The organism is Streptomyces sp. NPDC015220 (assembly GCF_043079345.1).
Lineage (GTDB): Bacteria > Actinomycetota > Actinomycetes > Streptomycetales > Streptomycetaceae > Streptomyces.
On sequence record NZ_JBIBUK010000009.1, the window covers coordinates 36,067 to 61,408 of the forward strand.

At 74.4% G+C, this 25,342-nt stretch carries 20 protein-coding genes; 16 read left to right on the forward strand and 4 right to left on the reverse strand.

Going from position 1 to position 25,342, the window contains the following annotated elements:
• Positions 1 to 166 precede the first annotated feature (166 nt).
• On the reverse strand, positions 167 to 2,734 hold the full coding sequence (locus ACF061_RS19630; protein WP_392268162.1) for an ATP-dependent Clp protease ATP-binding subunit: 2,568 nt from the start codon (positions 2,732 to 2,734) through the stop codon (positions 167 to 169).
• A gap of 342 nt (positions 2,735 to 3,076) precedes the next feature.
• Here ACF061_RS19630 and ACF061_RS19635 point away from each other — a divergent pair, with 342 nt between their 5' ends.
• On the forward strand, positions 3,077 to 3,328 hold the full coding sequence (locus tag ACF061_RS19635; RefSeq protein ID WP_392268163.1) for a helix-turn-helix domain-containing protein: 252 nt from the start codon (positions 3,077 to 3,079) through the stop codon (positions 3,326 to 3,328).
• A gap of 402 nt (positions 3,329 to 3,730) precedes the next feature.
• On the opposite strand, the gene ACF061_RS19640 is transcribed toward ACF061_RS19635, so the two are convergent.
• Positions 3,731 to 4,513, reverse strand: a complete 783-nt coding sequence (locus ACF061_RS19640) for an HAD family hydrolase (RefSeq protein ID WP_392268164.1) — start codon at positions 4,511 to 4,513, stop codon at positions 3,731 to 3,733.
• Positions 4,514 to 5,249: 736 nt separating this feature from the next.
• On the opposite strand from ACF061_RS19640, the gene ACF061_RS19645 reads away from it, so the two are divergent.
• From ACF061_RS19645 to ACF061_RS19675, 7 genes are all read left to right on the forward strand, one after another.
• Entirely contained in the window at positions 5,250 to 6,092 is an 843-nt protein-coding gene (locus tag ACF061_RS19645) for a nitrilase-related carbon-nitrogen hydrolase (RefSeq protein ID WP_392268165.1), read from the forward strand.
• Positions 6,089 to 7,372 carry an aspartate aminotransferase family protein gene (locus ACF061_RS19650; RefSeq protein WP_392268166.1) on the forward strand — a complete coding sequence of 428 codons (1,284 nt, stop codon included), beginning with the start codon at positions 6,089 to 6,091 and terminating at the stop codon, positions 7,370 to 7,372. The genes ACF061_RS19645 and ACF061_RS19650 overlap by 4 nt, the downstream gene beginning before the upstream one ends.
• A 44-nt stretch (positions 7,373 to 7,416) precedes the next feature.
• A complete protein-coding gene (locus ACF061_RS19655; protein ID WP_392268167.1) occupies positions 7,417 to 9,060 on the forward strand; it encodes a PucR family transcriptional regulator in 1,644 nt (547 codons plus the stop codon).
• A gap of 157 nt (positions 9,061 to 9,217) precedes the next feature.
• Positions 9,218 to 10,060: a nitrilase-related carbon-nitrogen hydrolase gene (locus tag ACF061_RS19660; RefSeq protein ID WP_392268168.1), complete on the forward strand. Its 843-nt coding sequence runs from the start codon at positions 9,218 to 9,220 to the stop codon at positions 10,058 to 10,060.
• 78 nt (positions 10,061 to 10,138) lie between these two features.
• The gene (hydA, locus tag ACF061_RS19665; RefSeq protein WP_392268169.1) at positions 10,139 to 11,542 is read left to right on the forward strand and encodes a dihydropyrimidinase; all 1,404 of its coding nucleotides are present in this window, start codon (positions 10,139 to 10,141) and stop codon (positions 11,540 to 11,542) included.
• A gap of 11 nt (positions 11,543 to 11,553) precedes the next feature.
• A complete protein-coding gene (locus tag ACF061_RS19670) occupies positions 11,554 to 12,576 on the forward strand; it encodes a TIGR03842 family LLM class F420-dependent oxidoreductase (protein ID WP_392268170.1) in 1,023 nt (340 codons plus the stop codon).
• A gap of 29 nt (positions 12,577 to 12,605) precedes the next feature.
• Positions 12,606 to 13,007 carry a hypothetical protein gene (locus ACF061_RS19675; protein ID WP_392268171.1) on the forward strand — a complete coding sequence of 134 codons (402 nt, stop codon included), beginning with the start codon at positions 12,606 to 12,608 and terminating at the stop codon, positions 13,005 to 13,007.
• On the opposite strand, the gene ACF061_RS19680 is transcribed toward ACF061_RS19675, so the two are convergent.
• A complete protein-coding gene (locus tag ACF061_RS19680; protein WP_392268172.1) occupies positions 12,998 to 13,705 on the reverse strand; it encodes a hypothetical protein in 708 nt (235 codons plus the stop codon). The two genes, ACF061_RS19675 and ACF061_RS19680, sit on opposite strands and share 10 nt — an antisense overlap.
• Positions 13,706 to 14,436: 731 nt before the next feature.
• Here ACF061_RS19680 and ACF061_RS19685 point away from each other — a divergent pair.
• The 8 genes from ACF061_RS19685 to ACF061_RS19720 all read left to right on the forward strand — a co-directional run bounded on the left by ACF061_RS19685 (position 14,437) and on the right by ACF061_RS19720 (position 24,444).
• Positions 14,437 to 16,266: a gamma-glutamyltransferase family protein gene (locus ACF061_RS19685; RefSeq protein WP_392268173.1), complete on the forward strand. Its 1,830-nt coding sequence runs from the start codon at positions 14,437 to 14,439 to the stop codon at positions 16,264 to 16,266.
• A 133-nt stretch (positions 16,267 to 16,399) separates the two neighbouring features.
• On the forward strand, positions 16,400 to 17,245 hold the full coding sequence (locus tag ACF061_RS19690) for an inositol monophosphatase family protein (RefSeq protein WP_392268174.1): 846 nt from the start codon (positions 16,400 to 16,402) through the stop codon (positions 17,243 to 17,245).
• A 125-nt stretch (positions 17,246 to 17,370) separates the two neighbouring features.
• The gene (locus ACF061_RS19695) at positions 17,371 to 18,780 is read left to right on the forward strand and encodes a phytoene desaturase family protein (RefSeq protein ID WP_392268175.1); all 1,410 of its coding nucleotides are present in this window, start codon (positions 17,371 to 17,373) and stop codon (positions 18,778 to 18,780) included.
• Positions 18,777 to 19,289: an O-acetyl-ADP-ribose deacetylase gene (locus tag ACF061_RS19700; protein ID WP_392268176.1), complete on the forward strand. Its 513-nt coding sequence runs from the start codon at positions 18,777 to 18,779 to the stop codon at positions 19,287 to 19,289. The genes ACF061_RS19695 and ACF061_RS19700 overlap by 4 nt, the downstream gene beginning before the upstream one ends.
• Positions 19,290 to 19,393: 104 nt before the next feature.
• Positions 19,394 to 20,929 carry an AlkA N-terminal domain-containing protein gene (locus ACF061_RS19705; protein ID WP_392268177.1) on the forward strand — a complete coding sequence of 512 codons (1,536 nt, stop codon included), beginning with the start codon at positions 19,394 to 19,396 and terminating at the stop codon, positions 20,927 to 20,929.
• A 12-nt stretch (positions 20,930 to 20,941) separates the two neighbouring features.
• The gene (locus ACF061_RS19710) at positions 20,942 to 21,439 is read left to right on the forward strand and encodes a methylated-DNA--[protein]-cysteine S-methyltransferase (RefSeq protein ID WP_392268178.1); all 498 of its coding nucleotides are present in this window, start codon (positions 20,942 to 20,944) and stop codon (positions 21,437 to 21,439) included.
• A gap of 127 nt (positions 21,440 to 21,566) precedes the next feature.
• On the forward strand, positions 21,567 to 22,046 hold the full coding sequence (locus ACF061_RS19715; RefSeq protein WP_392268179.1) for a hypothetical protein: 480 nt from the start codon (positions 21,567 to 21,569) through the stop codon (positions 22,044 to 22,046).
• Between the two features lie 319 nt (positions 22,047 to 22,365).
• Entirely contained in the window at positions 22,366 to 24,444 is a 2,079-nt protein-coding gene (locus tag ACF061_RS19720; RefSeq protein WP_392268180.1) for a LysM peptidoglycan-binding domain-containing protein, read from the forward strand.
• Positions 24,445 to 24,486: 42 nt separating this feature from the next.
• Here the strand turns inward: ACF061_RS19720 and ACF061_RS19725 are convergent, their stop codons facing one another.
• Positions 24,487 to 25,221, reverse strand: coding sequence for an NAD-dependent deacetylase (locus ACF061_RS19725; RefSeq protein ID WP_392268181.1), 735 nt, complete (start codon positions 25,219 to 25,221; stop codon positions 24,487 to 24,489).
• Between the last annotated feature and the right edge of the window lie 121 nt (positions 25,222 to 25,342).

The following is a 25,342-nucleotide window of genomic DNA, read 5'->3' on the forward strand; positions in this document are numbered from 1 at the left end:
CCCAAACATCCCATTTTGAGCCCCCCCCCCCGGGGGGGGGGGGGGGGGGGGGGGGGGGGGGGGGGGGGGGGCCCCGGGGGGGGCCCCCCGGGGGGGGGGGGGCCCCCCCCCCGGGGGGGGGCCCCCCCCCCCCCCCGGGGGGGGGCCCCCGCCGCTCGTACGGCCCCTACTCGTGGGGTGCGGGCGCGGGCCGGGGCGGGGCAGGAGGCGCCGCCGCCTCCTGCGTGCGGAAGGCGAGCCGCCCGTCCTCGACGTCCACCGTGACCCGGCTGCCCTCGCCGATCCTGCCGTCCAGCAGGAGCCGGGACATCTGGTTGTCCACCTCGCGCTGGATGGTGCGGCGCAGCGGACGCGCGCCGTACTCCGGCTGGTAGCCACGCTGGGCCAGCCAGTCCACGGCCGGGTCGGTGAACTCGACGGCGACGCCCTGGGCGCGCAGCAGCCGGCGGGTCTTGTCCAGCAGCAGGTTGGTGATCTGCCGCAACTGCTCGGCGGTGAGCTGCCGGAAGACGACGATCTCGTCGATGCGGTTGAGGAACTCGGGCCGGAAGTGCTCCCGCAGCGGCCGGAGGATCTGCTCCCGCCGTGCCTCCTCGTCCGCGTCGCTGCCGCCCGGACCGAAGCCGATGCCGGCGCCGCGCCGGGTGATGGCCTCGGAGCCGAGGTTGCTGGTCATCACGATGACGGTGTTGGTGAAGTCCACCGTACGGCCCTGCGAGTCGGTGAGCCGTCCGTCGTCGAGCACCTGGAGCAGGATGTTGAACACGTCGGGGTGGGCCTTCTCCACCTCGTCGAGCAGGAGCAGCGAGTACGGGTGCCGGCGCACCACCTCGGTGAGCTGACCGGCCTCCTCGTGCCCGACGTAGCCCGGCGGGGCGCCCACCAGCCGGCTGACCGTGTGCCGCTCCTGGTACTCGCTCATGTCGAGCCGGACCATGCGCTCCTCGCTGCCGAACAGCGCCTCGGCCAGCGCCCGGGCCAGTTCGGTCTTGCCGACACCGGTCGGGCCGAGGAACAGGAAGCTGCCGATCGGCCGGTCGGGGCTGGCCAGCCCGGCGCGGGAGCGCAGCACCGCCTCGGAGACCACGCTCACGGCCTCCTCCTGGCCGACCACCCGCTGGTGCAGGTGCTCCTCCAGGCCGAGCAGCCGCTCCTTCTCCTCCTGGGTGAGACTGCTGACCGGGATGCCGGTCTGCCGGGACACCACCTCGGCGATGGCCTCGGCCGTGACCTCCAGGTGCTGTCCCTCGTCGGCCTCGCCGTCCCCGCCGGCCTCGGCGATCCGCCGCTTCAGCTCCACGATGCGGTCGCGCAACTGCGTGGCCTGCTCGTACTGCTCGTCGGCGACCGCCTGGTCCTTGTCCAGGGTCAGCTGCTCGACCTCGCGTTCCATGGCCCGTACGTCCGTGCCCTTGGTGCGCGCCCGCAGCCGCACCCGCGCCCCGGCCTGGTCGATCAGGTCGATCGCCTTGTCCGGCAGCCGCCGGTCGGTGAGGTAGCGGTCGGAAAGCTCCACGGCGGCCGCCAGCGCCTCGTCGGTGTAGCGAACCTGGTGGTGGGCCTCGTAGCGGTCGCGCAGCCCGCGCAGGATCTCCAGGGCGTCCGCGACGGTCGGTTCGGGCACCAGGATCGGCTGGAACCGGCGGGCGAGCGCCGCGTCCTTCTCGATCCGCCGGTACTCCTCCAGCGTGGTCGCGCCCACGATGTGCAGCTCGCCGCGGGCGAGGGCCGGCTTGAGGATGTTGCCCGCGTCCATCGCCCCGCCCTCGCCGCCCGAGCCCGCGCCGACCACGGTGTGCAGCTCGTCGATGAAGACGATCAGCCGCTCGGAGTTGGTCCGGATCTCGGTGACGATGTTGTTCAGCCGCTCCTCGAAGTCGCCCCGGTAGCGGGTGCCGGCGACCACTCCGGTCAGGTCCAGGGCCACCACCCGGCGGCCCAGCAGGATGTCGGGCACGTCCCCGTCGGCGATCCGCTGGGCGAGCCCCTCGACGATCGCGGTCTTCCCCACGCCCGCGTCGCCGATCAGCACCGGGTTGTTCTTCCCGCGCCGGGAGAGCACCTCGATGGTCTGCTCGATCTCCTGGTCCCGCCCGATCACCGGGTCGATGCGTCCCTGCCGGGCCAGGTCGGTGAGATCGCGCCCGTACTTGTCCAGGGTGGGCGTGGCGGTGGTCCGCTGCCGCTCGGCGCCCGGCGGGGCGGCGGCTTCCGGCGCCGCCTCCGGCAGGCCGGAGGCGGCGAACCGGGCCGCGTTCAGGATGTGCCCGGCCGCGGAGTCGGGGTTCGCGGCGAGCGCGCTGAGCACGTGCTCGGGGCCGATGTACCCGGCGCCGCTCGCCCGTGCCATGTCGTGCGCGTCCAGCAGGGCACGCTTCACGGCCGGGGTGAGGGACAGGGTGGCCGACGGTGGCGGATCGCCGGGCTTCTGCTGGACGGGGCCGGACCGCTCGTCGATCTGGGTGGCGATCGAGTCCGGGTCCGCCCCGGCCCGGCTGAGCAGGCTCCGGGTGGGCTCGGTGGCGAGCGCCGCCCGCAGCAGGTGCTCGGTGTCCAGGTCCCGGCTGCCGTGGTCGGCGGCGTACTGAGCCGCGCCCTTGACCAGTTCCCGGGCGGGCTGGCTGAGCAGCCTGCCGATGTCGACGTGCCGGGGACCGGGGCGGGGTCCGCCGAAGAACCGGGCGAAGAATTCGCCGAAGGGGTCACCCTCCGGGCCGACGTAGCCGCTGGTCATCGCTTTCCGTTCCTTCGCTGACGTGTGGCTCTCGCCGGGTAACCGCTTAGGAGGGCGCTCATGCCACCATGGCACGCCCGGTTTCCGGCGGCACGTCGGGTGACCCACGGGGTGGAGGGACGCGTCCGTGCGCGCGTGCGGCGTCGTCGTGCCGGGTCACGCCCGCGCGGCGCGCCGCCCGCCAGTGCGCCCGGCTCCGCTCCCGGAGGATCCCCGCGGCCCGGCCCTGCCGCCGGGTGAGGCCGCGGCGTCCCGGCCGGTGATCAGCGCCGTGCGTCTCACCCCGTCGCGCCCATTGTTGTACCGGTATTTGAATAACGCCTGCCGCGTTAGACTGGGTGCATGGTGCGCACCCCCCTGACCCCGGAAGAGCGCGAGCGTGGTGAGCGGCTCGGCCGGCTGCTGCGCGAGGCGCGCGGCGACCGCAGCATGACGGAGATCGCGGCGCGCGCGGGCGTCTCGGCGGAGACGCTGCGCAAGATCGAGACCGGCCGTGCCCCGACGCCCGCCTTCTTCACGGTCGCCGCGCTGGCCGGCGTCCTCGGACTGTCGATGGACGAACTGGCGGGGCGGTGCGCACTGGCCCGGGTGTGACCGGACGGCTCGCGCGGTGAGCGGTGCGCGTTCCGGGTAGGGCGTCCCGGGCGGGGGCGGGGCGGTCGCAGGGCCGGCGCCCGCCGGCCCAGGACGGGGTGCCGGCCCCCGGTGAGGCCCCTGCCCGGTGGGCGCGGTGAACCCGCGGTGTGCGGCACGGTGAGGAGCGCCTGGGCCGCGCTGCCCCGCCCGGACCTCTGCCGCGCCTCCGCCCGGACCGCGCGCCCGCTCGGCGTGCACGGGGACGGCCCGGCGTGCACGGGGACGGCCCGGCGCGGACGGGTGCCGTATGGGACGGGTTCGGGCTCGCCGCCCGCCTCGGACGCACGTCACCCGAGGCGGAGCGCCGTCAGTGGTGGACGGTCCGACAGGGGAGGAAGGGCCGTCAGAGGGGAAGGGGCGTCAGGACGCGGAGGCCGGGTCCGTGCTCGTGGGCCCGCCCGGCCTCGGGACCTTCGGGTCGGCCGGTGCGGCGCCAGGGCGGTCCGCCGTCGGCCGCCGGGCCGCCGGGCGGCTGTCCGCCCAGGCCGTCAGCTCCGGGTCGTCCAGGGCGCTCACCCAGAGGTCGGCGAGGGCCAGGGCCTCGGGCCCGGGCCGTGGCCCCACCCCGACGACCCGCAGACCCGCGGCCACGGCGGCCTTCAGTCCGTTGACCGAGTCCTCCACGGCCAGGACGTCGCCGCCGGACGCACCGAGCAGCCGTGCGGCCTCCGCGTAGGTGTCCGGGTGGGGTTTGGGGCGGATGTCCCCGCCGGGCACGACGATGTGCCGGAAGTGACGGCGTAAGTCCACCGACTCCAGGCAGAACTCCACCACGTCCGCTGGGCAGTTGCTGGCGACGGCCAGGGGCGCGGCCCGGCCCAGGGCCCGCACGAGGTCCCGGGCCCCGCGTGTGGTCACGGGGTCGCGCGCGACGAGGGCGCGGAAGGTGCTCAGGAGTTGCGAGGTCATCTCCTCGGCCTGGTCGGGATGGCCGACGAGGTCGGCCATGAGGGCTCCGCAGTCCTTGTAGTGCAGCCCTCTGGCGCGTTCGGCGAACTCGGGGTCGGGAGCGTGTCCGAAGGCGCGCAGGACCACGGCGCGCGCCCGCTGCCAGTGCTGCTCGGAGTCCACCAGGGTGCCGTCGCAGTCGAAGACGACGGCTGTGGGGGTCCAGTCGGGGGCGAACATGGGGGGTTTGGTCATGTGCTCTGGCCGTTCTGGCGTGAGGCGGAACCGCCGGGAAAGCCCTCTGGGTCCGCCGCTCGTGGGTGACGGTACGCCTGCTGCGCGTCCTTCACTTCGGGGAAGTGGGAAACCGCAGACGGAGAAGGACGGTCGTGAACGCGGCGGTGGACGCACAGCCGACTGCCGTGCTCCTGCGCGCGTTCGGAACCGTAAACACAATGAACGGTACGCTCCGCTTGGCATGTCGTGGACGTTTGCCAGCGCAATACGCACGTGTGGGTGACGCCTCGCTCGCAGCCGGGGCCCGAGGCGGCGCGCGGCGGGACGCGGAACGCCGGGTCGGCGCGACGGCCGGGCGATCGCCCCGGGCCGCCTCGGGCCGCCTCGGACCGCGTCGGGCCGGACGCCCGGGGGCGCCGCGGGTCGCGTCGGGTGTGGGGAGTCCGGCAGTCGCCCCGGCCGGTTCCGGGCCGGGGACCCGAGGTGACCCGGCCCGGAACCAGCCGGGACCCGGAGGTGACCCGGCCGGGCGCCCGACGCGGCCCCGGTAGCCGCCCCCCGGGCCGCCTCGGCGGCGGCCTCCCGGGCGGCCCCGGCCCTCGGCCGCGGCGCTCACCCACCAGAGTGCGAAACACGATCGACTCCGCGGGTTCACGGCGATGGTCTTGGCAAGGCCGCCCGGGAGGCTTACGTTCGTGCCTCTGGGTCTGTTCTACAGGCGTAGAGGCTCTGACGTACGTCGAAGGAGCAGCTCATGGCCAACGTCGTCCGCGCGGCCCTGGTCCAGGCCACCTGGACCGGTGACACCGAGTCCATGGTCGCCAAGCACGAGGAGCACGCCCGCGAGGCGGCCCGCCGGGGTGCGAAGATCATCGGGTTCCAGGAAGTCTTCAACTCGCCCTACTTCTGCCAGGTACAGGAGCCCGGGCACTACCGCTGGGCCGAGCCGGTCCCCGACGGGCCGACCGTGCGCCGGATGCGGGAACTCGCCCGCGAGACCGGCATGGTGGTCGTCGCCCCGGTCTTCGAGATCGAGCAGTCGGGCTTCTACTACAACACCGCCGCCGTGATCGACGCCGACGGCGGCTACCTGGGCAAGTACCGCAAGCACCACATCCCCCAGGTCGAGGGCTTCTGGGAGAAGTACTACTTCAAGCCCGGCAACCTCGGCTGGCCCGTCTTCGACACCGCCGTCGGCAGGGTCGGCGTCTACATCTGCTACGACCGCCACTTCCCGGAGGGCTGGCGGCAGCTCGGCCTGAACGGCGCCCAGCTCGTCTACAACCCCTCCGCCACCCACCGCGGCCTCTCCTCCCACCTGTGGCGGCTGGAGCAGCCGGCCGCCGCCGTCGCCAACGAGTACTTCGTCGCCGCGATCAACCGCGTCGGCCGGGAGGAGTACGGCGACAACGACTTCTACGGGACGTCGTACTTCGTCGACCCGCGCGGACAGTTCGTCGGAGACCCCGCGAGCGACTCCCGGGAGGAACTCGTCGTCCGGGACCTCGACCTCGACCTCATCGAAGCGGTGCGGCGGCAGTGGGCCTTCTACCGCGACCGCCGCCCCGACGCCTACGAAGGGCTGGTGCAGCCGTGAACGACCTCTACGACCGTCACCGGGCCGTGCTGCCCGACTGGCTCGCGCTCTACTACGAGGACCCGCTGGAGATCACCCACGGCGAGGGCCGCCACGTCTGGGACAGCGCGGGCAGGCGCTACCTCGACTTCTTCGGCGGGATCCTCACCACCATGACCGCCCACGCGCTGCCCGAGGTCACCAAGGCGGTGAGCGAGCAGGCCGGCCGGATCCTCCACTCCTCCACCCTCTACCTCAACCGGCCGATGGTCGAACTCGCCGAGCGCATCGCCAAGTTGAGCGGCATCCCGGACGCCCGGGTCTTCTTCACCACCTCCGGCACCGAGGCCAACGACACCGCGCTGCTGCTCGCGACGACGTACCGGCGCAGCAACACGGTCCTGGCCATGCGCAACAGCTACCACGGCCGTTCCTTCAGCGCCATCGGCATCACCGGCAACCGCTCCTGGTCCCCGAGCTCCCTCTCCCCGCTCCAGACGCTGTACGTCCACGGGGGCGTGCGCACCCGCGGTCCGTTCGCCCACCTCGACGACTCCGGGTTCGTCGCGGCCTGCGTGGAGGACCTGAAGGACCTGCTCGGCCACACCCGTCCGCCCGCCGCGCTGATCGCCGAGCCCATCCAGGGCGTCGGCGGCTTCACCTCCCCGCCCGACGGCCTGTACGCGGCCTTCCGGGAGGTGCTCTCGGAACACGGCGTCCTGTGGATCAGCGACGAGGTGCAGACCGGCTGGGGCCGCACCGGCGAGCACTTCTGGGGCTGGCAGGCGCACGGGCGCAGCGGCCCGCCGGACATCCTCACCTTCGCCAAGGGCATCGGCAACGGCATGTCCATCGGCGGCGTCGTGGCCCGGGGCGAGATCATGAACTGCCTGGACGCCAACAGCATCTCCACCTTCGGCGGCACCCAGATCACCATGGCGGCCGGTCTCGCCAATCTCAACTACCTGCTGGAGCACGACCTCCAGGGCAACGCCCGGCGTGTCGGCGGCCTGCTCATCGAGCGGCTGCGCGCCGTCGCCGCCCAACTGCCCGGGGTACGGGAGGTGCGCGGGCGCGGACTGATGATCGGCGTCGAACTCGCCAGGCCCGGCACGGACACGGCCGATCCGCAGGCCGCCGCCGCCGTGCTGGAGGCGGCCCGCGAGGGCGGGCTGCTCATCGGCAAGGGCGGCGGTCACGACACCAGCGCCCTGCGCATCGCCCCGCCCCTGTCGCTGACCGTCGCGGAGGCCGAGGAGGGCGCCGCCGTCCTGGAGAGCGCGCTGCGCGCGGCGTACTGAGGAGCGCGTAGGAAGAACCCGGCCGAGCGAGGGGAGCGTTTCCCATGACCACCGCCTCGGAACCACCCCCGACCACCCGCCGACGCCCGGGCACGAGCACCGGGCGGACGCCGGAACCGGCCCTGTCCGTCCGCCAGGTGCTCGCCCTGGAGCGGGTGCTCGCCGGGGAGCCCGAGGTGGTGGCCGGCGCCGGCCGGCTGGACCGGCCCGTGCGCTGGGTGCACGTCGCCGAGGCGGCGGACGTCGGCGTGATGCTCAGCGGCGGCGAGATGGTGCTCACCACCGGAGTACTGCTGGCCGGCGACGAGGAGAAGCAGGCCGAGTACATCCGCTCCCTGCACCGGGCGGAGGCCGCTGCCGTCGTGCTGGGCCTGGGCCGGGCCTTTCCCGCGCCGCCGGAGGCGATGCGCCGCGCCGCCGAGCGGTGCGGGCTGCCACTGGTCGTCCTGCACCGGCCGTTCCCGTTCGCCGAGCTCACCGAGGAGGTCCAGTGCCGGCTGGTGCGGCGCAAGTTCGCCGCCGTCAGCCTGTCCGAGGCGGTACGCGCCGCGCTCACCGCACTGATCACCGCGGGCGCCCCGCTCCAGGCGCTGCTCGACGAGATCGCCCGGCACAGCGCCTGCCCCGTCGTCGTCTCCAACCTCGCCCACCGCGTCCTCGCCACGGCGGGGGAGCGGCCGGCGGTGGACGACGTGCTGCGCGACTGGGAGCGCATCGCCCGGCAGGCATGGGGGCACCCCCCAGGCCGTTCAGGCACTGGGGGAGGCAGCGAGGGCGACGGCTGGATCCGCGCCGAACTCGGCGGGCGCGGGGAGCGCTGGGGCAGGATCACGCTGTGCGGCCACCGCGGGGACACCGCCACCGGACGGCTGCTCGCCGACCGGGCCGCCGAGGCCCTGGTCCTGCACCGCATGCTCGGCGGCGCCGCGGGCCGCTCCTGGGAGGAGCAGTCCGCGCGGAGCCTGCTGACCGACCTGGCCGACGGGACCGTACCGGCCCGGCGGCTGCTGCCCCGGGCCCGGGCGGCCGGGCTGCCGGTCAACCGGCGTGTCTTCGTGCCGCTGGCCGTCCCGGACGGCGAGCCCGGCGGACTCGACCGGCTGCTGCGGCTGCTGGGCCTGCCCGGCCTGGTCGCCGAGCTGGCCGGGGGCGTCACCGCGGTCCTGCTCAGCCTCGCCCGCGACCAGGACGCCGACGCCCTGGCCGGACACTTCGCCACCCGGCTGCGCGCGGAGGCGGGCCGGGCGCACACGGTCGTCGCCGCCGCGGACGCCCGCACCGCCTGGGACGACGTACCCGCGGGACTGCGCGAGGCCCGGCACGTCGCCGACGCCGTGGCCGCCTCCGCCCCCGCCCTCGGTCTCCCGGCCGTCGTCCGCCTCAAGGACGTCCACCTGCGCGGGCTGGTGCGCCTGCTGCGCGAGAACCCGCACGTGCAGTCCTTCGCCGAACGGGAGCTGGACGGGCTGCTGTGCGACACCGGCCAGGACCTCCTGGACGTCCTGCGCACCTACCTGGCCACCGGCCGCAACAAGTCCAGCACCGCCCGGCTCCACCACGTCTCCCGACCCGCGCTCTACCGCCGCCTGGAGGCCATACAGGGCCGCCTGGGAGTGGACCTCGACGACTTCGAACAGGCCGTCTCCGTGCACATAGCGCTCCTCGCGCACGACGCGCAGCAGCGGTGAGGCCCGCGACCGACCGGGAGAACGAGAGTGGCACAGGGGCGGAGCCAGGGTGACAGGCCGGCACGCCGCACCCCGGCGGACGTGACACCGTGCACCTCGAACCGGGCCCGCGGGCTCCCTACGCTCACCGCACACCGATCGAGCAGCGGAGGTCCCGATGAGCCGAGTGATCCGTGCCGCCCTCTTCCAGACCGCCTGGACCGGCGACAAGGAGTCCATGATCCGGGTCCACGAGCAGGCGGTCCGCGACGCCGCCGCGCAGGGCGCCCAGGTCCTGTGCTTCCAGGAGCTGTTCTACGGACCGTACTTCTGCCAGGTCCAGGACCCGGCCTTCTACGAGTACGCCGAGCGGGTCCCCGAGGGCCCCGTCGTCCGGCGCTTCCAGGCACTGGCCGGGGAGCTGGGCATCGTCCTCGTCCTGCCGGTGTACGAGGAGGAGCAGCCGGGCGTCCTCTACAACACGGCCGCCGTGATCGACGCGGACGGCAGCTACCTCGGCAAGTACCGCAAGACCCACATCCCCCAGGTGCACGGGTTCTGGGAGAAGTTCTACTTCCGTCCCGGCAACAGCGGCTGGCCCGTCTTCGACACCGCCGTCGGCAGGGTCGGCGTCTACATCTGCTACGACCGCCACTTCCCGGAGGGCTGGCGGGCGCTGGGCCTGGCCGGCGCGGAGGTCGTCTTCAACCCCTCGGCCACCTCGCGCGGCCTGTCCGGCTACCTCTGGCAGCTGGAGCAGCCCGCGGCTGCCGTCGCCAACGAGTACTTCGTCGGCGCGATCAACCGGGTCGGCGTCGAGGAACTGGGCGACAACGACTTCTACGGCACCTCCTACTTCGTGGACCCCCAGGCGCGGTTCGTCGGCGAGGTCGCGAGCGACAAGGAGACCGAACTCGTCGTACGGGACCTGGACCTCGCCGCACTGCGCGAGGTGCGCGACCGCTGGCAGTTCTACCGCGACCGGGCGCCGGGCGCGTACACACCGCTGACCGCGCCCTGAGCGGCGCCCCGCCGGCCGCCCCCGGCCGGCGGACCCGCGCCCCGGCCCCGTACAGGCACCAACGGAAGGAGAGGGAGCATGAGCAGCCGTACCGTCATCCGCGGCGGCCTCGTCGTCACCGCCGCCGACGAGATGCACGCCGACGTCCTGATCGAGGACGGCCGCATCGCCGCCCTCGCCGCCTCCGGCACCGCCGCCGCCGAGGCGTTCACCGCCGGGCGCACCATCGACGCCACCGGCAGATACGTGATCCCGGGCGGGGTCGACGGCCACACCCACATGGAGATGCCGTTCGGCGGCACCAAGGCCTCGGACACCTTCGAGACCGGCACCCGGGCCGCCGCCTGGGGCGGCACGACGACCATCGTCGACTTCGCGATCCAGTCCAGGGGCGGTTCACTGCGTGAAGGCCTCGACGCCTGGCACCAGAAGGCCGAGGGCAACTGCGCCGTCGACTACGGCTTCCACATGATCGTCTCCGACGTGAACGACGAGACGCTGAAGGAGATGGACCTGCTCGTGGAGGAGGGCGTCACCTCCTTCAAGCAGTTCATGGCCTACCCGGGGGTGTTCTACTCCGACGACGGACAGATCCTGCGCGCCATGCAGCGCGCCGCCGGCAACGGCGGGCTGGTCATGATGCACGCCGAGAACGGCATCGCCATCGACGTGCTGGTCGAGCAGGCGCTGGCCCGCGGCGAGACCGACCCGCGCTTCCACGGTGAGGTCCGCAAGGCGTTGCTGGAGGCCGAGGCGACCCACCGCGCCGTCCGGCTGGCCCAGGTCGCGGGCGCCCCCCTGTACGTCGTGCACGTCTCGGCGCGGGAGGCGGTCGCCGAGCTGGCGGCGGCGCGCGACGCCGGGCTGCCGGTCTTCGGCGAGACCTGCCCGCAGTACCTGTTCCTGTCCACCGACAACCTCGCCGAACCGGACTTCGAGGGCGCGAAGTACGTCTGCTCGACCCCCCTGCGCCCCGAGGACCACCAGGCCCCCCTGTGGCAGGGCCTGAGGACCGACGACCTCCAGGTGGTCTCCACCGACCACTGCCCCTTCTGCTTCGCAGGCCAGAAGGAACTGGGCCGGGGCGACTTCTCCAGGATCCCCAACGGCCTGCCGGGGGTGGAGAACCGGATGGACCTGCTCCACCAGGCCGTCGTCGACGGGCACATCTCGCGCCGCCGCTGGATCGAGATCGCCTGCGCCGCCCCCGCCCGCATGTTCGGCCTGTACCCGAAGAAGGGCACCATCGCCCCGGGCGCCGACGCCGACGTGGTGATCTACGACCCGCACGCCGAGCAGGTGCTGTCCGCCACGACGCACCACATGAACGTCGACTACTCGGCGTACGAGGGGAAGCGGGTCATGGGACGGGTGGAGACCGTGCTCTCGCGCGGCGAACCCGTCGTCACCGAGCGGGAGTACACCGGACGCGCCGGACACGGCGTCTACACCCCGCGCTCCACCTGCCAGTACCTCGACTAGGAGTGGCGCACATGGACTTCGGACTCGTCCTGCAGACCGACCCGCCGGCCTCGCGCGTCGTCAGCCTGATGCAGCGCGCCGAACGCAACGGCTTCCGCTACGGCTGGACCTTCGACTCCGCCGTGCTCTGGCAGGAGCCGTTCGTCATCTACAGCCAGATCCTCGCCAACACCGAGAAGCTGACGGTCGGCCCGATGGTCACCAACCCGGCCACCCGCACCTGGGAGGTCACCGCCTCCACCTTCGCCACCCTCAACGACATGTTCGGCAACCGCACCGTCTGCGGCATCGGCCGCGGCGACTCCGCGATGCGCGTCGCCGGGCGCAAACCCGTCACCCTGGCCCGGATCAGCGAGGCCATGAAGGTCATCCGGGCGCTGGCCGGCGGAGAGGAGGCCGACCTCGGCGGCGGCGCGGTCGTCCGGTTCCCGTGGATCGGGCCGGGCGCCCGGCTGCCGGTCTGGATGGCCGCGTACGGGCCCAGGGCGCTGCGGACGGCCGGCGAGGAGGCCGACGGATTCATCCTCCAGCTCGCCGACCTCTATCTGACCCAGTACATGGTCAAGGCGGTGAAGGACGCCGCGGCCGAGGCCGGGCGCGACCCGTCCGAGGTGACCGTCTGCGTCGCCGCCCCCGCCTACGTCACCGACGACGACTCGCCCGGTGCGCTGGCCCACGCCCGCGAGCAGTGCCGCTGGTTCGGCGGCATGGTCGGCAACCACGTCGCCGACCTGGTCGCCCGCTACGGCGAGCACTCCGCCGCCGTACCCGACGAACTCACCGACTACATCAAGGCCCGCCAGGGCTACGACTACGCCCACCACGGGCGCAGCGGCAACCCGGACACCCGGTTCGTGCCCGACGAGATCGTCGACCGGTTCTGCCTGGTCGGGCCGGTCGAGGCGCACATCGAGAAGCTGACCGCGCTGCGCGACCTGGGCGTCGACCAGTTCGCCGTGTACGCCATGCACGACGCGCGGGAAGCCGTGATCGACGCGTACGGCCGCCAGGTCATCCCCGTCGTCAACTCCTGATCACCGGCCCCGATCCGATCGGGCCGCCCATGACCGACACCGCCGCCTCCGGCATACCGTCCCCCGCCCAGGTCACCCTCCCCGACGGCCGGGTGCAGCTCGCGCCCGGCGCCCCGCCGCCCGCCGGCCCGTACGCCGACGCGGACCCGCTGCCGGTCCCGTCGTCCCGGCCGGCCCCTGGCCGCCGAGGTGACGGTCTCCGCCCGGCACGCGACCGTCGTCCACGCCCCGGACGGGGCGGCCCGGGTGACCGAGGTCTCCCGCAGGGCGCGACCAACGGCACGAGGTTCAACGACCGTGTGCTGAAGCCGGGTTCGAGGACGCGCCTGCACGACGGCGACCGAAGCGAGCTCGGCCCCAGGGCCGGTTTCGTCGTACGGGGGATCCAGGAGGAGGACCGGGCGGCGGAGTACGGGCCGGATCAGCCCTGACCGCGGCCGAGCGCCGCCACGGCGTCCTTGGCGGCCTTGATCGCGCCCTTGTTGATCTCGTCCGTACCCGGCGCCTTCTTCGTCTCGAAGTCGCTGCCGTTGTACGTGACGACCACCAGCGCGTTGCCGACGCGCGCCAGCACCGTGCCCTCGCGGGTCTGCTGCTTGTCCTGGGTGGTGAGGTCGACGACGGAGTACGCCGAGTCCCCGAGCCCGGGGACCGCTCCGCCGCCGCTCTTCTCGGCGGTCCGCTGCTCGTAGGAGGTCCGCGCCGCCGCGTCGGACCGCATGACCTCGAAGGACACGTCGAGCCAGCGGTAGTCGTAGCCCTTCAGGGCGTTCCAGGAACAGGTGCGGCGCACCTCCCGGTCGGTCGAGGGGATCTCCTTGCCCGCCGTCTTCGCGCCGGGCACCAGCGCGGTGACGGTCTTGGCGGCGACGGCGGCGCACGGCGCCGGCGCGGACGTGTACGTCTGCGCGGCTCCGGTCGAGGACGGCGCGGCGGACGATCCGGACGGCGCGGCGGACCCGGACGACCCGGCTCCGGACGCGGCGGTCTCCTGTCCGGCGGCCCGGTGCCCGTCGGTGGACGACGCCGCGAACGGACCGGACGTCAGCGCCCAGCCCGTGCAGGCGAGCACGAGGACCGGACTGAGCCGCGCGGTGAGCGCGAGCGGCAGGGGAAGAAGATGACGCACGGCGCACTTCTCGTGTGGGGGTGGACGATGCGAGGCCGTCCACAGTGTGGACGGGACGACAGTGTCACACGAGTGCCTGTGGGGCGGAAGCACGAACTCGCTGCGTACCCGGGCGGTCACCGCGCCCCGCCCCTGACGCGGTGTTCGCCCGGTTCTGTCCGGACGGCGGAGGCGGCCGCGGTGGTCCCCCCGGTCCGTGCCGGTGGGACGGGCGAGGCCACGACGGTGGTTCCCTCGGTCCGGGCCGGCCGCGCGGCGGGCGGAGAAGGGCCGCCGGAGTCCCTCCGGCTCGCACCGGGCTGTCGGCCCGCCCGACCCGCGGGGCGGCTGGGGCTCGTGGCCCGCCCGGTCCGCGCGGCGACCCCGGGCCCCCGCCACCGGCCCGCCGCCGACGAGCGGTGCTCCGGAGTCTCCGGCCGCCCGCTGGAGTCCGTGCACGGGCGGACTTCGGCAGGACGGAGGAAGGCCGGGGCCGCGGACCAGGAACACCCGACCGAACCGGCCCCCCGCCCACGGGCCGGGCCGGTCAAGTCCCCTGAGCCACCCGGTGGTTCGGTGTCCGAACCGGTGCGTCCGGCACGGCGCCCCGGGCCCGCCGCGTTCCGTAGCCTGATCCCGCGGGCCGGCCGCGTGCCGGCCCGGGAGCATCCGGGCCGACGGCCGCGCGCGGACGGAGAGCCGGGCCGCGCACGGACGGAGAGCCGGGCCGCGCGCGGACAGAGAGGTGACAGATGCGGTTCACCACCCGACCCACCCTCCAGGGCACCTTCGGCATGGTGTCCTCCACCCACTGGCTGGCCTCCCAGTCGGCGATGGCCGTGCTGGAGGCCGGCGGCAACGCCTACGACGCCGCGGTGGCCGGCGCCTTCGTGCTGCACGTCGTCGAGCCGCACCTCAACGGGCCCGCGGGCGAGGTGACGATCCTGCTCGCCCCGGCGGGCGGCGAGGTGCGGGTGCTGTGCGGGCAGGGGGTGGCGCCGGCCGGAGCGACGGTCGCCCACTACCGGGGACTTGGCCTGGACCTCGTACCCGGCACCGGGCCGCTCGCCGCCGCGGTCCCCGGCGCCTTCGACGCGTGGCTGCTCCTCTTGCGCGACCACGGCACCAAGTCCCTCGCCGAGGTCCTGGACCACGCCATCGGGTACGCCGAGAACGGGCACCCGCCGGTGGAACGCGTCGGCGCGACCGTGGAGAGCGTACGGAAACTGTTCGAGACGGAGTGGACGTCCTCCGCCGAGCTCTATCTGCCCGGCGGACGCGCGCCGGGCCCCGGACGGCTGCTGCGCAACCCCGCGCTCGCCGCCACCTGGAGACGGCTGCTCGCCGAGACCGCGGGCGCCGGCGGCCGGGAGGCCCGGATCGACGCCGCGCGGGAGGTGTGGCGCAGCGGCTTCATCGCCGAGGCCCTGGTCCGGCAGGCCGCGCGGCCCACCATGGACACCAGCGGCGAACGCCACGCCGGCACCCTCACGGCGGCCGACCTCGCCGCCTGGAGCGCGGCCTACGAGAGGCCGGCGACGTACGACTGGAACGGCTGGACCGTGTGCAAGGCGGGCCCCTGGAGCCAGGGCCCGGTGTTCCTCCAGCAACTGGCCCTGCTCCCGCCCGAACCGCCCCGCTACGGCACCGCCGACTACGTCCACCTGCTGGTGGAGAACTGCAAGCTGGCCATGGCCGACCGGGAGGCCTGGTACGGGGACGCCGCCGAAGTGCCGCTGGCCGACCTGCTGTCGGCGCGGTACAACGCGGGGCGGCGCCGACTGGTCGGGGACAGGGCCTCCTACGAGCTGCGGCCCGGCAGCCCCGGCGGCCGCGCCCCGCGGCTGAGCGCGCACGCCGGCCGGACCGCCGCGACGGCGGGGGAGTACGACGCCCTGGGCGTCGGCGAGCCCACGGTCGCCAAGCCGCCGACCTCCCCGGTGCCGGGCGAGCCCGAGGTCGCCGCCGACGGCGGCACCCGCGGCGACACCTGCCACCTCGACGTCGTCGACCGCTGGGGCAACATGGTCGCCGCCACGCCCAGCGGCGGCTGGCTCCAGTCCAACCCCGTCGTGCCCGAACTGGGCTTCCCGCTGGGCACCCGGCTGCAGATGACCTGGCTGGAGGAGGGACTGCCGAACTCGCTGACACCCGGCCGCCGTCCGCGCACCACCCTCAGCCCGTCGATCGCCCTGCGCGACGGCGAGCCCGTCCTGGCCTTCGGCACACCCGGCGGCGACCAGCAGGACCAGTGGCAGTTGCACTTCTTCCTGGCGGCCGCCCTGCGCGCCGCCGTCCGAGGCGGCCTCGACCTGCAAGGCGCCGTCGACGCGCCGAACTGGCACAACGACGCCTTCCCCGGATCGTTCTACCCGCGCGGTACGCGACCCGGCAGCGTCACCGTGGAATCGCGCATGGACCCCGGCACCATCGCGGAGCTGCGCCGCCGCGGCCACGACGTGACCGTCGGCGACCCGTGGTCCGAGGGCCGCCTGTGCGCGGTCGCCCGGGACCCCGGGACCGGCATCCTGTCGGCGGCGGCCAACCCGCGCGGGATGCAGGGGTACGCGGTCGGCCGCTGAGGCCGCCGCGCCACACCGGGCGCCCCGGGCGCCTCGGGCACCCGCCTGGGGCGACGACGGGTGTTCACGCCGATTCCACCCTGTGTGCACCCGAGAGGCGGGCTTTGTCACAGGCTCGTGCTCTCATGGAGGCATGATCGAAGAGACGGAAACCATCGAAGAGTTTCTCGTGCGCCACTCGGCCGACGTGGAGGAGGCGGTCCGCAAGGCCGCCGCGGCCGAGATCATGCCCCGCTTCCGCCGGCTCGCGGAGCACGAGGTCGACCAGAAGTCCGGACCGCACGACCTGGTGACGGACGCCGACCGCCTGGCGGAGCGGTACCTCACCGACACGCTCGGAGCACTGCTGCCCGGCTCCCTGGTGGTCGGCGAGGAGGCGGTGCACGCCGACCCGGCGGTCTACGAGGCGATCCGGGGCGACGCCCCGGTATGGATCGTCGATCCCGTGGACGGCACACGCCAGTTCGTCCACGGCGACCCCGGCTTCTGCACCCTGGTCGCGCTCGCCCGGGGCGGAGTCCTGCTGGCCTCCTGGACGTACGCGCCCGCCCTCGACCGGCTCGCCGTCGCCGTACGGGGCCGGGGCGCGCGCCTCGACGGCGAGCCGCTGCGCTCCGGCACGCCCGCCCCGGACCGCCCGCTCCGGGTGGCCACCTCCCACCCGGACTTCACCACCGACCGGCAGAAGCGCGCCCTGCTCGGCCTGTGGACCGACGGGGTCGAGCCCCGCCCCTGCGGCTCGGCCGGCCTGGAGTACCTCGCCGTCGCCCGGGGCGAGTTGGACGCCACGGCCTTCACCTGGGAAGCGGCCTGGGACCACGCGGCGGGCGTCCTGCTGGTCGAGGAGGCGGGCGGCGCCCACCTGACGCGGGCCGGTGAGCCGTTCCGCGTCACCGGGGGCAACGCCCTGCCGTTCACGGCGGCCCGGGACGCGGCGACGGCACGGCGGGTGACCGGGCTGCTGACGGCCTCGGACTGAGCGCCCGTGCCGCGGCGGGAGCACCGGCCGCGAGCCCACGGGTCTGCGTGCCGGGGTGTCGGCCCGGCGGCATATCCTGACCCCGAGTGGCCATCGGCTGACGAAGGGGTCCGAAGGTGCCGTCGATGCTCGATGCGGTCGTGGTGGGGGCGGGGCCGAACGGGCTGACCGCTGCCGTGGAGCTCGCCCGCCGCGGTTTCTCCGTGGCCGTCTTCGAAGCCCGGGACACCGTCGGCGGCGGCGCCCGCACCGAGGAGCTCACCCTCCCCGGCTTCCGGCACGACCCGTGCTCCGCCGCGCACCCCCTGGCCGTCAACTCGCCCGCCTTCCGCGGTCTGCCCCTGGAGCGGTACGGCCTTGAGTGGCTGCACCCCGAACTGCCCATGGCGCACCCCTTCCCGGACGGCACCGCCGCGGTCCTCGCCCGGTCAGTGGCCGAGACGGCGGCCTCCTTCGGACCGCGCGACGCGGGCGCCTACCGCAGGCTGGTCCAGCCGTTCCTGCCCAGGTGGGACACGCTGGTCCGGGACTTCATGTCGCTGCCGCTGACCGCGCTGCCGCGCGACCCGGTCACCCTCGCCCGCTTCGGCCTGGCCGGTCTGCCCCCGTCCACCTGGCTGATGCGCCGCTTCCGCGACGAGCGGGCCAGGACCCTCTTCGCCGGGCTCGTGGCCCACGTGATGGCCCCCCTCGGCGGCTTCGCCACCGGCGCCGTCGGCCTGGTCTTCCTGCTGGCCGCGCACGCCCGCGGCTGGCCGCTGGCCCGCGGCGGCTCCCAGGCGATCTCCGACGCCCTCGCGGCGTACCTGAGGGAACTCGGCGGCGCCGTGCACACCGACTACGAGGTCAAGCGCCTCGACGACCTGCCGCCCGCGAGGGCGTACGTCTTCGACACCTCGCCCACCGCCCTGGCCCGCATCGCCGGTCTCGGCCGGTACTACGAGGCCTACCGGTACGGCCCCGGCGTGTTCAAGATCGACTACGCGCTGGACGGCCCGGTCCCGTGGACCGCCGAGGAACCCCGCGTCGCCGGCACCGTGCAGGTCGGCGCGGACAGCGCCGAGATCGGCACCGCGCTGCGCGCCGCGTCCCGTGAAGGCCGCGCACCCGAGAGACCCTTCCTCATCACGGTCCAGCCCAGTGTCGTCGACCCCACCCGCGCCCCGGCCGGCCGGCACGTCTTCTGGGCGTACGGCCACGTCCCCAACGGCTGGACCGGCGACCTCACCGACGCCGTCGAGCGCCAGCTGGAGCGCTTCGCCCCCGGCTTCCGCGACCGCGTCCTCGCCCGCGCCACCGCCGGTCCGCCCGAACTGGCCGCCCGCAACGCCAACTACGTCGGCGGGGACATCGCCTCCGGCGCGGTCTCCGGGCTCCAGATCATGCTGCGCCCCAAACTGTCCCTGTTCCCGTACCACACCCCGCACCCGGCCGTCTTCATCTGCTCGTCGGCCACCCCGCCTGGCCCCGGAGTGCACGGCATGTCGGGGCACAACGCGGCGAAGGCCGTCTGGAGGAGGCTGCGGCAGACATGACCACCGCCATCACGCTGGTCCAGGGCGACATCACCCGGCAGCGCGTCGACGCCATCGTCAACGCCGCCAACTCCTCCCTGCTCGGCGGCTCAGGCGTGGACGGCGCGATCCACCGCCGCGGCGGCCCCGCGATCCTCCGGGAGTGCCGGGCCCTGCGTGCCTCCAGGTACGGCCGGGGCCTGCCCACCGGCCGGGCCGTCGCCACCACCGCGGGCGAACTGGACGCCCGCTGGGTGATCCACACGGTCGGACCGGTCTGGTCGGCCGACGAGGACCGCTCGGAGCTGCTGGCCTCCTGCCACCGCGAGTCGTTGCGGATCGCCGACGAACTGGGCGCCCGCACCGTGGCGTTCCCGGCCATCTCCACCGGTGTCTACCGCTGGCCGCTCCAGGACGCCGCGCGCATCGCCGTGACGGCGGTGCGCGAGAGCGGCACCCGGGTCGAGGAGGTCAGGTTCGTGCTCTTCGACGAGCGCGCCTACGCGGCGTTCGCCGCCCGGCTCGGCTGACCGGGGACCGGCCCGCCGCCGACGGGACGCCCGGCCCAGGCCCCGACGACGTCGATGTCGGATTCTCGCCAGCCCCGGCCCGGCCGGTGCCCGATGCTGGACACATGCGGAACGGGATGCACATCGACCGGGACCGGTGCGTACGCGCCGTGCGGTCCAAGGACGCGCGCTTCGACGGCTGGTTCTTCACCGCCGTCCTGACCACCGGCATCTACTGCCGGCCGAGCTGCCCCGTGGTGCCGCCCAAGCCGGAGAACATGGTCTTCCACCCGAGTGCCGCCGCCTGCCAGCAGGCCGGCTTCCGGGCCTGCAAGCGCTGCCGGCCCGACACCAGCCCCGGCTCCCCGGAGTGGAACCAGCGTGCCGACCTCGTGGCCCGCGCCATGCGCCTGATCGCCGACGGCGTCGTGGACCGCGACGGGGTGCGCGGCCTCGCCTCCCGCCTCGGCTACAGCACCCGCCAGATCGAACGCCAGCTCCTCGCCGAACTCGGCGCCGGACCGCTCGCCCTCGCCCGCGCCCAGCGCGCCCAGACCGCCCGGCTGCTGATCGAGACCACCGCCCTGCCGATGGCGGACATCGCCTTCGCCGCCGGCTTCTCCTCCGTCCGGACCTTCAACGACACCGTCCGCGAGGTCTTCGCGCTCTCCCCGGGCGAACTGCGCGCCCGCGTCCCGGGGCGGACCGCCGGCCCCGCCGCCCGGCGGCCCGCCGCACCCGGCGGCCCGAACGGAGCGCCGGGCGCACCGCGCACCACCACCCTCGGCCTCCGCCTCCCCTTCCGCGCCCCGCTCAACCCGGACAACCTCTTCGGCCATCTCGCGGCCACCGCCGTACCGGGCGTCGAGGAGTGGCGGGACGGCGCCTACCGGCGGACCCTGCGCCTGCCCCACGGCCACGGCGTCGCCGCGCTGACCCCGGAACCCGACCACGTCGCCTGCCGGCTCACCCTCGCCGACCTGCGCGACCTGCCGGTGGCCATCAGCCGCTGCCGGCGGATGCTCGACCTGGACGCCGACCCGGTCGCGATCGACGACCAGCTGCGCACCGACCCGGTCCTCGCGCCCCTGGTCGACAAGGCGCCCGGCCGGCGCGTGCCGCGCACGGTCGACGAGGCCGAGTTCGCCGTGCGGGCCGTGCTCGGCCAGCAGGTCTCCACCGCCGCCGCCCGCACCCACGCGGCCCGCCTGGTCACGGCGCACGGCGATCCGGTCGACGACCCCGAGGGCGGCCTCACCCACCTCTTCCCCGCCCCCGAGGCACTGGCCTCGGTCGATCCCGAGTCACTGGCGATGCCCCGCACCCGGCGGGCGACGTTCACCACACTGGTCGGCCGGCTCGCCGACGGCACGGTCCACCTGGGGGCGGAGAGCGACTGGCAGGAGACCCGCTCCCGCCTGCTGTCCCTGCCCGGCTTCGGCCCCTGGACGGTCGACGTCATCGCCATGCGCGCCCTCGGCGACCCCGACGCCTTCCTCCCCACCGACCTCGGCATCCGGCGCGCGGCCCAGGAGCTGGGCCTGCCCGCCACCCCGGCCGCGCTGACGGCCCGCGCCGCGGCCTGGCGGCCGTGGCGGGCCTACGCCGTGCAGTACCTGTGGGCCACGGACAGCCACCCGATCAACTTCCTACCCGTCTGAGGACGTGTCCCCGTGAAGCAGCACACCGTCATCGACAGCCCCTGCAATCCGCTCACCCTCGTCGCCGACGACGGCGTCCTGTGCGGCCTCTACATGACCGGCCAGCGCCACCGGCCGCCGCAGGAGACGTTCGGCGAACCCGCGGACCTCGCCGCCTTCGACGCCGCCGAGGAACAGCTCCAGGCCTACTTCGCGGGCGAGTTGAAGGAGTTCACCCTTGAACTGCGCCTGACGGGGACACCGTTCCAGCTCCGGGTGTGGGACCGGCTGCGCCGCATCCCCTACGGCGAGGTCCGCTCCTACGGCGAACTGGCCGACGCCCTGGGCGCCCCCCGCGCCTCCCGTGCCGTGGGCCTGGCCAACGGCCGCAACCCCGTCGGCATCATCGTCCCCTGCCACCGCGTCGTCGGCGCGAGCGGCGGCCTGACCGGCTACGGCGGCGGCCTGGACCGCAAGCGGCGGCTGCTGGACCTGGAAGGCGGAACCACCACCCTCTTCCAGTGCCGCTAGGACAGCCCACACGGCGCCCACGGCGACCGGCCCCGCTACCCCCGTCGGCCCAACAGCGGTGGTGGCGCGCGCCCGGCCGCGTCCAAGCTCGTAGGGCGACGGTTCGTGCGAGCGTCCGGAGGGCGATGTGGCACTCACTGAGAGCGACCTGCTCAACGCCGGTGACGACGGCCTCGTCGAGCTCTTCGGCGGGAGCCGGGCCGGGGACGTTCCCCGGGGTCCGCTGGAGGGCACCGGCATCGTGCGGTGGGGAGGCGGCCGGCTCGCCCGTCCTCTCGCCCGGCTGGTGCGCCTGGCCGTGTGGCGGGGCAAGGTGTTCGACCCCGAGGGCTACCTGAGCAACCGGATGACCCCGTTCGACGTGCTCGCCGTCCTCGCCCAGGTCTACAAGGGCCCGAGCCTGCTGGACGAGCGGGAGTGCATCGTCATCGACTACTCCCGGACCTCCCTCGTCGCCCGCGCGGTACGCGACGAGATGCGCCAGATCGAGGAGGGTCTGTACCTCGGCGTGGTCTGGCTGTACGGGTGCCGGGTCGGCTGGTTCGCCCTCCGGGTGCCCGAGGTGGACCGCACGCTCCCCGGAGCCGGAGAGGCCACGGCCGGATAGCCGCGGCGACGGGCCCGCCCGGTTCCCGATCCGTCCGCGCCCGCCCTCAAAAGCCCCTCGGAAACCCTTCACGAGCCGCGTCGGAGGCCGGCGGTCGGAAAGCCGGCCTCAAAACGGCCGTGCGGCCGGCCCCGGGCGGCGCTCCGGCACGCCCACCGGGCCCGCCGCCCGCCCGGACCGGCCGACCACCCCAGCGAAAGGTGCACCAGCCATGAGCTCTTCCGGCATGTCCGTCCGCGGGCCGGCGTCCGCCAGTGGGCCGCGGCGAAGGAAAGGACCCTCGCGGAGGGCCTCGGCAGCGGCGGCGGCCTCGGCCGCCATGGTCCTGGGACTGGCGAACGTCCCGGCCTCGTCACCCGGTGCCGCGCCGGGCCCCTTGCACGGCACCGTCACGGGCGCGGGCAAGCCGCTCCGGGGAGCCAGGGTCACGCTCTACGCCGGCTCCCGCACCGGGGTCAGGGAACTGGGCCGTGCGACGACCGACGCCACCGGCTCCTTCGACATCGGCTACGCCCCGCCCGCCGCCGGAGTGCTCTACGTGGAGGCCACACGAGCCGACGCCGGCCGGCTGCGGCTGCGCTCCGTGGTCGCGGTCGGTGAGGGCGGCGCGGTTCCCGCGCGGACGACGAACCGGGTGCGGGTCGACGAACTCACCACCGTCGCCGCCGCCTACTCCCTCGCCCAGTTCACCGGCGAACACGGTGTCGACGGGCCGAGCCCGGGGCTGCAGAACGCCGCGGCGACGACGTTCAACCTCGCAGACCCGGCCACCGGCGAACCCGGCGCGGTGGTCACGAACGCCGACAACGGCGACTCCAACGAAACCCTCGCCACCCTCAACACGCTCGCCAACCTGGTCTCCCTGTGCGTGTCGGACACCACGCGGTGCGAGAGCCTGCTCCGCCTGGCGACGCCTCCCGGCGGCACGGCTCCCCGGGACACCGCGCAGGCGGTGCTGAACCTGGCCCGCAATCCCGCACTGTCCCCGTCCGGGCTGCACGCCCTGGCACGTACCGCCGACCACTACGCCCCGGCACTCGCCGCGCCTCCCACGGCCTGGATACTGGCGCTGCGCTACACCGACACCGACCTGTACTCCCCGGGCCGCATCGCCTTCGACACCAAGGGCAACGCCTGGGCGTCCAACAACTGGCTGCCCGGCACCCGCAACCCCACCCCCTACGTCAGCGTGCTCGACCCCACGGGCCGCCCGGTCCTGGGCAGCCCGATCCAGGGCGGCGGCATGAAGGGCGGTGACTGGGGCGCCGCAGTCGCCCCGGACGGCTCCGTCTGGATGAGCAGTTACGGCGGCGACTCGGTCGCGCACTACTCCGCGACCGGCGAGCCGCTGTCGCCTGCCACCGGACACCGCGACGGCGGCCTGGTCCACCCGCAGGGAATCGCCGTGGACCAGCGGGGCAACGTGTGGATCGCGAACAACTACGGCCTGGAGACCGCACCGGGTCAGGGCAATGTGGTCGTCTACCCGCACGGCGACCCGTCCAGGGCTATCAGGATCACCGGCGGCGGACTCAACCACCCGTTCGCCGTCCAGATCGACGGCTACGGGCGGGCCTGGGTCAGCAACGCCGGGCCGGGAGGCGCCGACCTGGTGAACACCCGGCTGGCGCCCCTGACAGGAAAGTTCGGCGGCAGTGTCACCGTCATCGGGCCGGACCTCGAGCCCACCGCGTCCTCGCCCATCCAGAGCGACTCCTTCAAGTGGCCCCTGGGCATCGCCATCGACTCCCGGAACAACGCCTGGCTCAACAGTTACGTCAACAGCGCGGTCACCCGGCTCACCCCCGACGGCGCCGTGGCGGGCGTGTACAGGCTGCCCGAGAACACCCTTCCCTGGTCGGTGGCGGTCGACGGCTCCGACCGCGTGTGGGTCGCCGGCTTCCTCACCCCGGGCGTGTGGACGCTGTGCGGCGCCGACACCACCGCCTGCCCGCCCGGCAGCGCCACCGGCGCCCTCCTGTCACCCCCGAAGGGCCTGCGGAGCAAGGCGATGCAGCACCTCACCGCCGTGCAGATCGACCAGTCCGGCAACGTCTGGCTGGCCAACAACTGGTCGCGCGTCGTCCCACCCGCCGGCGGCACGGGACTGGTCGAACTCATCGGACTCGCCACCCCGGTCTGCACACCCCTCACGCCCGTCCCGACGCGGCCCTCCTCGGCGACCCCCACCCCCTGCGCCGAGCGCACCGCGCAGGCCGACCCGCCCACCGCAGAGCGGGCCGGCACCGCCCCCTACACCGTGCGGCCCGGCGACACCCTCGGCGGCATCGCCCGTGCCCACGGAGAGTCCTGGACGGAGCTGTACCTGAGGAACCGGACCGCCGTCGGACGCGACCCGAACCTGATCACCCCGGGCCAGCGCCTCACCCTGCGCTGAACACGAGGCCGAAGCGCCACTCGGGCCCGTGGCGGCGCCTGCTCAGGAACCGGCCTCCCCGAGCACGCGCAGCAACGCGGGCAGAGCCGTCCCGATGGGCCCCCGGACGACTTCGTCGGCGATGTCGTCGTACGGCGTCGGCTCGGCGTTGACGATGATCAGCCGTGCTCCGTGGTCGGCGGCGACCCCGGCCAGCCCCGCCGCGGGATGCACCTGGAGGCTGGTGCCGACGGCGATGAACACCTGGCAGGCCTTGGTGATCGCGACCGCCTCGCCGAGCACCACCGGGTCGAGGTGTTCGCCGAACATCACGGTCGCCGACTTCAGGATGCCGCCGCACTCCCGGCACGGCGGATCGTCCTCGCCGGCCTCCACCCGGGCGAGGGCGTCCTCCATCGGGCCGCGTGCGCCGCACCGCGTGCACACCACCTCGCGCGCGCTGCCGTGCAGTTCCAGCACCTTGCGGGCGGACAGGCCGGCGAGCTGGTGCAGGCCGTCCACGTTCTGGGTGATGACCCGGACCGGCACGCCGGACCGCTCCAGGTCGGCCACCGCCCGGTGCGCGGCGTTCGGCCCGGCCCCGAGCGCGTGGGTCGCGCGCCGCATCCGCCAGGACCGCCGCCGGATCTCCGGATCACCCATGTAGTGCTCGTACGTCACGAGCTTCTCGGCCTCGGGATCGCGCCGCCACAGCCCGTTGGGCCCGCGGTAGTCGGGGATGCCGGAGTCGGTGGAGACACCGGCGCCGCTGAGGATGGCGACGAGGGGCTTGGACATGCCCTGAGCCTAGGCCGGGGGCGTCCGGCCGGGCGAACCGATATCGGGATCACCGCGGCACCCGAGGCGCCGGGGCCCGGGTACGGCCGGGGCCTCGGCAGCCGACGCGGTGGCCGGGTCA